Raw genomic sequence first — 7,218 nt, forward strand, 5'->3', positions numbered from 1 at the left:
AATCCTTGTTTTAATGGAATATGGTCTGCGACAGCACCTCTCTTAACTCTATCTATTTGAGTGACTTATCTTTTTGAACCCCCTAAAAAGTGGGTAAAAAGGGGTCTCTCAAATTGATGTGCAAAGTTACCAACTATTTTTGAATGATGCAATAGGTTAATTTTGAATTGTCCATCACCAATTTTTAACGGTCTATAAAAGTAGAATTATACCCCATTTCAATTGTTGGTAGAGTAGAGAAAAAGTTGAGATGCAACTAAGCAAATGACGAGTTGCAACTAAGCATTTGCTTTGTTGCAACTAACCGATTGCTTAGTTGCATCTCATTTTTTGGCTTTATAGGATACTGTAAATCAGCAGGTTATAAATTAGCCAGAAAAGGCTTTTAAGGGGCAGTAGATTTCGTGTAATAGAGACTACCACACGAGGGCAAATAGATGTGAAGGGAATACTGGCTTAGCCGAGGTGGTAGATGGGGGAGCACTCGCCACGTTTGAGTACAACTACCTGTAGGTCTGTAAGCTCTCGGTGCTGGAGGGCATTGAGGTGGGTAGTGAGGGCGAGTTCGGGAGTGTTATTTTCGCCACTGAGGTGGCAGAGGGCCAGGAAACGGAGGCGGTCGCTGATATGCTCCGAGAGCACCTTTGCCGACTCGTGATTGCTGAGGTGCCCTATTCCACTGGTGATCCGCTCTTTGAGGTGAAAGGAGTAGCTACCATTCTGGAGCATCTCACGATCGTAATTGCTCTCAAAGACGAGGAAGTCAGCCGCAGCTACCTCGTTCTCCACCGTTGGGGTCACCTGACCTATATCGGTGACAAAGGTAAACCGCCCTACTGGGGTATCTATGGCATAGCCTACATTTTCTGTGGCGTCGTGTGGCACCTCAAAGCTTCGAATACGTAGGTCACCGAGCGCCACCTCATCGCCCACCTCCATTCGCTTCATATAGGCCGATAGCTCGGCACTCGCCATACGGTGATAGAGGAGGGAGCGCACCACGGCAGGACTAGCGTAGATGGGCCATTGGAACTTATGTGCCAATCGTGCTGCCGCTCGGGTATGGTCGTTGTGGTCGTGAGTGATGAATATCCCCACAATCTGCTTAGGATTGATCGCCAGCTGCTCTAGGTGCTTCTGAAACTTACGGATACCGATTCCCGCATCTAGCACAATGGTGTGCTCGCCATAGCTGAGGAGCCCACAATTGCCACAGCTTCCACTGCTGAGGCTCACAAAGGAAAGGCCTGCTTCACCTTGATCTTGACGAAATAGCGGGCCTAGCAGCTCTTCAGACAGCTCCATGCATCAGAAAGGCGAAAACTCGCCTCTGAGATTGACGCCCATATAGTGCTTCACCTGCTCGCTATCCTCAAGCAGTCCAAGGAGATACATTAGCTTAGCTACCGCTGCCTCAGCGGTCATATCATAACCACTGAGCACGCCGGCGCTGAGGAGTGTCCGCCCTGTCTCGTACCGCTTCATCTGCACTTTTCCCTGAGGGCATTGGGTGACGTTAACGATGACGATGTCTCGTGCCACCGCTTCTCTCACCACTTTCATAAAGCGTTCGTTAGAGGGCGCATTGCCACTGCCAAAAGTCTCTAACACTATTCCACGTAGGCCTGGGGCATTGAAGCAAGCATCAATCACCTCGGGTGATAGACCGGGGAAAAGCTTTAGGAGGAGCACATTGGTATCCAACTTAGTGTGCGTGGTCAGCGGATCAGTGGGGTGTGGTAGCATGGAGTGGTGATTGAAGTCGATCTCAATCCCTATCTCCGCAAGATTGTGGTAGTTGGGCGATTGGAAAGCATTGAATTGGTCAGCACTCACCTTGGTGGCTCTATTGCCACGGATAAGGTTGTTATTGAAGAGGATACACACCTCATTGACTGCCGCCCTACCCTCACTATCTTTGCTCGCTGCCACCTCAAGGGCGGTGAGTAGGTTTTCCTTGCCATCGGTCCGAAGCTTGCCAATCGGCACTTGAGAACCGGTTAGGATAATTGGTTTGCCAAGGTTTTCGAACATAAAGCTGAGCCCTGAGGCGGTATAAGCCATGGTATCGGTACCGTGAAGCACTACAAATCCATCGTACGCATCGTAGTACTTGGTCACCATCTCTGCAATCTGCACCCACAAGTCTGTGCCCGCATCGCTAGAGTCGCAAGGTGGCTCAAAGGTGAGGGTATCAATACCGAAGGGGAGCTGACTGATCTCCTGCACATGCTCTGCCACATAGGCAAAGTCGCATACTTCCAAACCCTTTGTGATGGGGTTTTCTAGCATACCTATTGTGCCACCTGTATAGATAAGTAGCACCTTGATCCCATTACTGGAAGGGGTTGTGGTCTTGATAGTCATAATAGTATTATTGGTTTTTTCTGACTACAAACTTACAACAAATAAATCAATTGAAGGTGAAAGCCCATTGGTGTGTTATAGGATTACGAGGGTGAGCGCCATGATGAGCATGCCGGCGATCACACCGATGATGGCGAAGTGGTGCTTGCCGTACTTCTCGGCTGCGGGGAGGAGCTCATCGAGGGAGATGTAGACCATAATGCCGGCAATCATCGCATTGAGTACGCCAAAGAGGCTTGGGGTGAGGTAGGGCCGAAGTAATAAATAGCCAATGAGGGCACCCAATGGCTCTGCCAACCCACTTGAGAAAGAAATCCAAAAGGCTTTGGCACGATTGCCAGTGGCGTAGTAGATAGGTACTGAGACTGAGATGCCCTCTGGGATATTGTGGATCGCAATGGCAATAGCAATTGGTAGCCCTAGGGTTGGCTCTTCGAGGGCGGTGAGGAAGGTGACCATTCCCTCGGGGAAGTTGTGAATGGCAATGACCACAGCCGAAATAAGACCGGTACGTGCAAGGGCTGAGGTGGATAGGGGGGTGGGTTTGTGAGGTTGATTCATCATCTCTACCTCTACTATCTCGTGCGGGTTGTCTCTCTCTGGCACCAGTAGGTCAATCACCATAATCAATAGGATACCGCCGAAAAAGCTGAGAAGGGCGTAGAGGTGCCCCATGGACTTTCCGTAGATATCGGCCATATTGGCGAGCGATGTGGCATAAAGCTCTACAAAGGAGATGTAGATCATCACTCCTGCCGAGAGCCCTAGCGAGAGGGAGAGCATGCTGGTATTGGTGCGCTTGCTGAAGAAGGCGATGGCACTCCCTATTCCAGTGGAGAGACCTGCAAAGAGGGTGAGCCCAAAGGCTATAAGTACTGCGTGGTCCATAGGCTTTTAACTATTGATCATCGTTTCAAGTAGTGGTAGGAGCTTCTCTAGCCCTATCCCATTGGATCCTTTGACCAGGATAACGAGGTCGGAAGGAAGCTCTTTGAGCTCCATTAAGTGGTGCTCTAGGTCGCTATTGGTGGGGAAGTGCTGCATCCCCTCCTGAGCCACTTTGGCAAACTCTTCGCCACAAAGAAGTGGGATGATCTCGGGGTGGTGGGTGAGCCAATCAATGATCCGTTGGTGCTCTGCTGGGCTATCTTGCCCCAGCTCTCGCATATCGCCAAGAAGCACCAGCTTGTGGGCGGAGTGCTGTGACGAGATATTCTCGAGTGCCTCCATCATACTGGAGGGATTGGCATTATAGGCATCGGCAATGATTTGACGTCCTTTTTGCCCCACCACTAACTGCGAACGGTGGTTGGAGGGGTGATAGGAAGCAATCGCCTCAGCCACTTTATCTGGAGAGATACCACAGCTTGTGGCGAGAGCGGTGGCGGCCAAAATGTTGTAGGCGTTGTATTTGCCCACTAATTGCGAGGTGATTGGTTGGGGCTCTCCATGGATAAGCAGCTTCATCGTGAGATAGGGGTCGCACGCCACCTCAGCCCCTTGTATTGTGGAGTGCGTGGTGATGCCGAAGCCGATGCTTTCGCTCCCTTGCCACCGCTCCCGTAGGAGTGGGTCGTCCATATTGAGGATCATCTTGCCGTGGTGTGCTTGGAGGTAATCAAAGAGTTCGCTCTTCGTCTCTAGGATACCTTGTTGCGAGCCAAAGCCCTCGAGATGGGCTCGCCCTACGTTGGTGATGACGCCTACCGAGGGGTGGGCAATCTCTACCAATTCCTTGATATCACCACGTTTGCTGGCACCCATCTCAATGATTGCCACCTGATGCTCAGGGCGAAGTCGTAGGAGGGTGAGTGGAACGCCGATATGGTTATTGAGGTTGCCCTCGGTGAAGAGGGTGGGCACCTCGGCGTGGGTGAGGATCGTTGCCGTGAGCTCTTTGGTGGTGGTCTTGCCGTTGGTGCCAGTAATGCCTAGCACCATAAGGTGTGGAAACTGATCGCGGTGGTGGCTGGCGAGGGCTTGCAGTGCCACAAGGGTGTCCTCTACCAATAGGCATCGAGGCTCCTGTTCTGCCAACTCGGGGCGAGAGACCACAGCATATTTCGCCCCCTTCTCAAGGGCCGAAAGGGCATATTCATTGCCATCAAAGCGGTCGCCCACCAGAGCGAAAAATAGCACCCCCTCCCCTACTCTGCGACTGTCGGTGGAGACCTCCATACCACACTCGAGGTAACACCTATACAGCTCTTCTATCTTACTTCTCTCCATTATTTTATTTATATCTTATCGTTTTGTCCGACCTTTTGTGGTTGGGTTATGGGTTCGAATCCCATCCCAATCACAGACGCTTAATCGGGTCGGACAATCTATATGACCACCTTCTTTTCATTCTATAGGTCAAAGGTACTAAAAATAATTGGGCTGATATTTGGTAAATGTGACAACCTTTTTGTAACTTTGGGAAGACGTAGCAATACGAGTACAACCTAACTGAATATAATAACACTTAAAAACCAAAACCACATGACTAAGACAGTAAAAGGGACCGTGGTGATCGACCAAGTGCGCTGCAAGGGGTGTAACCTCTGTGCCGTGGCTTGCCCGACAGGTACCCTAGCAATGCACCCTGTCGAGATCAACGACAAAGGGTATCACTTCTCTTATATGGCTAATCCCGAGAATTGTATCGGGTGTGCCAATTGCGGGCTAGTATGCCCCGACGCATGTATCACAGTCTATAGAGCTAAGAAGTAACTAACGAAGTAGACATTAACCTATAAGAAAAGTATGGAAAAAGAAGCAAAACTATTGAAAGGTAATGAGGCACTAGCCATCGGTGCGATCCGTGCTGGTGCGGATGGATACTTCGGGTATCCTATCACCCCACAGAGTGAGGTATTGGAGTGCTTGATGGAGCAGGCTCCTTGGGAGACCACTGGTATGGTGGTGCTTCAGGCGGAGAGTGAGATCTCCTCTATTAATATGGTGTATGGTGGTGCTGCCTGCGGTAAGCGTGTGATGACCACTACCTCTAGCCCAGGCTGGAGCTTGATGCAGGAGGGGGCTAGCTACTTGGCTGGTGCCGAGCTTCCTTGCGTGGTAGCCAACGTGATGCGTGGTGGCCCAGGTCTGGGTACTATTCAGCCTAGCCAAGGTGACTACTTCCAAGCTACTAAGGGTGGCGGTCACGGTGACTACCACTTCCTAGTACTTGCCCCCAACTCGGTACAGGAGATGACCGACTTTGTAGGCCTCGGATTTGACCTCGCCTTTAAGTATCGCAACCCTGTGATGATCCTTTCGGACGGTGTGATCGGACAGATGATGGAGAAGGTTCACCTCCCTGAGCAGAAGCCTCGCATGACGGAGGAGGAGATCCGTAAGAATTATAAGTGGGCAACGATCGGTCACGATGGTGACCATAGAGCTATTGTCACTTCTCTGGAGCTGCAGTCGCAAGTGATGGAGGAGAATAACCACCGCTTCCAGGCTAAGTACCGCGAGATGGAGGAGAAGGAGGTACGCTATGAGGAGATCCAAACGGAGGATGCTGAGTATATCATCGTTGCCTTTGGCTCCAGTAGCCGTATCGCTCAGAAGGTGGTAGAACTCTGTAGAGCTGAGGGTAAGAAGGTAGGATTGATCCGCCCAATCACCCTTTGGCCATTCCCCACTAAGCGTATCGCTGAGCTAGCACAGAAGGCTAAGGGCTTTATCAGCGTAGAGCTCAATGCTGGCCAGATGGTAGAGGATGTACGCCTTGCCGTTAATGGCAAGTGCCCAGTATATCACTACGGTCGTATGGGTGGTATGATCTTTGCCCCAGGTGAGATCAAGGAGGCTATGGCTAAGAGCTTTGGCTGGTAATCATATTGGATAAGTGACCCTTTTTTAGAGACCACCAACCGATGTACGTAAGCGATAGTATAGACCAGCTACTCACGGTGCTATTTATGCTCGTGGCAGTCGCTGCCTTTGTGATCTTCTTTACCATTTCAGACCGCACAATATTTCTATATGTGGGTGGGGTGGCAGTGGTGCTTCGCCTTTTTCAATACGGCCGGCGCTACTATATGAAGCGTAAGCTACGTAAGGAGAGAAAGCAATCGCTAGAGAATGAGATCTCTAAAAAGGATATTTGACCTATTAAATAGATAGATAATTATGGAAATCAAACAACAGATAATGGGCGAGACCTCTGTGGATGTATCACAGCTTGTAAAGCCCGAAAACCTAGTATACGAGAGACCAAAGCTACTCACCGATGCGGTGATGCACTACTGCCCTGGCTGTAGCCACGGTGTGGTACATAAGCTGGTAGCTGAGTCTATAGAGGAGATGGGAATGAAGGACCGCACCGTAGGTGTAGCCCCTGTGGGGTGTGCGGTATTTGCCTACAACTATATAGATGTAGACTTTCAGGAGGCAGCTCACGGGCGTGCACCTGCACTTGCTACTGCTATCAAGCGTCTGAACCCTGACCACTTGGTATTTACCTACCAAGGTGATGGCGACCTCGCTGCTATCGGTACTGCCGAGACCATTCATGCTGCTAACCGTGGTGAGAATATCACCATTATCTTTATCAACAACGCTATCTATGGTATGACAGGCGGTCAGATGGCTCCTACCACTCTAGTAGGTATGCCTACCACCACTTGCCCTGCTGGGCGTAATGTGGAGCTGAATGGCTACCCACTCAATATCACCAACCTCCTCAAGGAGCTACCAGGTGTATGCTACGTCACTCGCCAGAGTGTGCACACTCCAGGTAATATCCGCAAGGCAAAGAAGGCGATCCTGAAGGGATTCAACAATTCTATGAATCGCAAGGGTACCTCTATCATTGAGATAGTATCTACCTGCAATAGTGGCTGGGAGAAGAGCCCC

The 7,218-nt window shown here is 50.4% G+C and carries 8 protein-coding genes; 4 read left to right on the forward strand and 4 right to left on the reverse strand.

From position 1 onward, the window contains the following. Positions 1-456: 456 nt before the first annotated feature. The 4 genes from QVO39_RS03205 to QVO39_RS03220 form a co-directional block, all read right to left on the reverse strand. Positions 457-1,305, reverse strand: a complete 849-nt coding sequence (locus QVO39_RS03205; RefSeq protein WP_021903006.1) for an MBL fold metallo-hydrolase — start codon at positions 1,303-1,305, stop codon at positions 457-459. A gap of 3 nt (positions 1,306-1,308) precedes the next feature. Beyond that, positions 1,309-2,367, reverse strand: coding sequence for an asparaginase (locus tag QVO39_RS03210; RefSeq protein ID WP_021903007.1), 1,059 nt, complete (start codon positions 2,365-2,367; stop codon positions 1,309-1,311). 75 nt (positions 2,368-2,442) lie between these two features. Beyond that, positions 2,443-3,255, reverse strand: a complete 813-nt coding sequence (gene zupT, locus QVO39_RS03215) for a zinc transporter ZupT (protein WP_018027768.1) — start codon at positions 3,253-3,255, stop codon at positions 2,443-2,445. A gap of 6 nt (positions 3,256-3,261) precedes the next feature. After that, positions 3,262-4,596: a UDP-N-acetylmuramoyl-tripeptide--D-alanyl-D-alanine ligase gene (locus tag QVO39_RS03220; protein WP_021903008.1), complete on the reverse strand. Its 1,335-nt coding sequence runs from the start codon at positions 4,594-4,596 to the stop codon at positions 3,262-3,264. Positions 4,597-4,851: 255 nt separating this feature from the next. On the opposite strand from QVO39_RS03220, the gene QVO39_RS03225 reads away from it, so the two are divergent. From QVO39_RS03225 to QVO39_RS03240, 4 genes are all read left to right on the forward strand, one after another. Further along, positions 4,852-5,082 (forward strand): 4Fe-4S dicluster domain-containing protein, encoded by a 231-nt coding sequence (locus tag QVO39_RS03225; RefSeq protein WP_021903009.1) that lies wholly within the window; start codon positions 4,852-4,854, stop codon positions 5,080-5,082. A gap of 33 nt (positions 5,083-5,115) precedes the next feature. After that, positions 5,116-6,195 carry a 3-methyl-2-oxobutanoate dehydrogenase subunit VorB gene (locus QVO39_RS03230; RefSeq protein WP_018027766.1) on the forward strand — a complete coding sequence of 360 codons (1,080 nt, stop codon included), beginning with the start codon at positions 5,116-5,118 and terminating at the stop codon, positions 6,193-6,195. A gap of 41 nt (positions 6,196-6,236) precedes the next feature. Next, entirely contained in the window at positions 6,237-6,470 is a 234-nt protein-coding gene (locus QVO39_RS03235; RefSeq protein WP_018027765.1) for a hypothetical protein, read from the forward strand. Between the two features lie 22 nt (positions 6,471-6,492). After that, positions 6,493-7,218, forward strand: a 726-nt coding sequence (locus QVO39_RS03240; protein WP_288171711.1) for a thiamine pyrophosphate-dependent enzyme, incomplete at its 3' end; no start/stop codon positions are given.

It is taken from the genome of Porphyromonas sp. CAG:1061, assembly GCF_000435035.1.
Lineage (GTDB): Bacteria > Bacteroidota > Bacteroidia > Bacteroidales > Porphyromonadaceae > Porphyromonas_A > Porphyromonas_A somerae.

What these genes read in the sequence shown, in the direction of transcription:
- QVO39_RS03205 (WP_021903006.1), bottom strand. Translation starts at nt 1,305, where the DNA reads ATGGAGCTGTCTGAAGAGCTGCTAGGCCCGCTATTTCGTCAAGATCAA.
- QVO39_RS03210 (WP_021903007.1), bottom strand. Translation starts at nt 2,367, where the DNA reads ATGACTATCAAGACCACAACCCCTTCCAGTAATGGGATCAAGGTGCTA.
- zupT (WP_018027768.1), bottom strand. Translation starts at nt 3,255, where the DNA reads ATGGACCACGCAGTACTTATAGCCTTTGGGCTCACCCTCTTTGCAGGT.
- QVO39_RS03220 (WP_021903008.1), bottom strand. Translation starts at nt 4,596, where the DNA reads ATGGAGAGAAGTAAGATAGAAGAGCTGTATAGGTGTTACCTCGAGTGT.
- QVO39_RS03225 (WP_021903009.1), top strand. Translation starts at nt 4,852, where the DNA reads ATGACTAAGACAGTAAAAGGGACCGTGGTGATCGACCAAGTGCGCTGC.
- QVO39_RS03230 (WP_018027766.1), top strand. Translation starts at nt 5,116, where the DNA reads ATGGAAAAAGAAGCAAAACTATTGAAAGGTAATGAGGCACTAGCCATC.
- QVO39_RS03235 (WP_018027765.1), top strand. Translation starts at nt 6,237, where the DNA reads ATGTACGTAAGCGATAGTATAGACCAGCTACTCACGGTGCTATTTATG.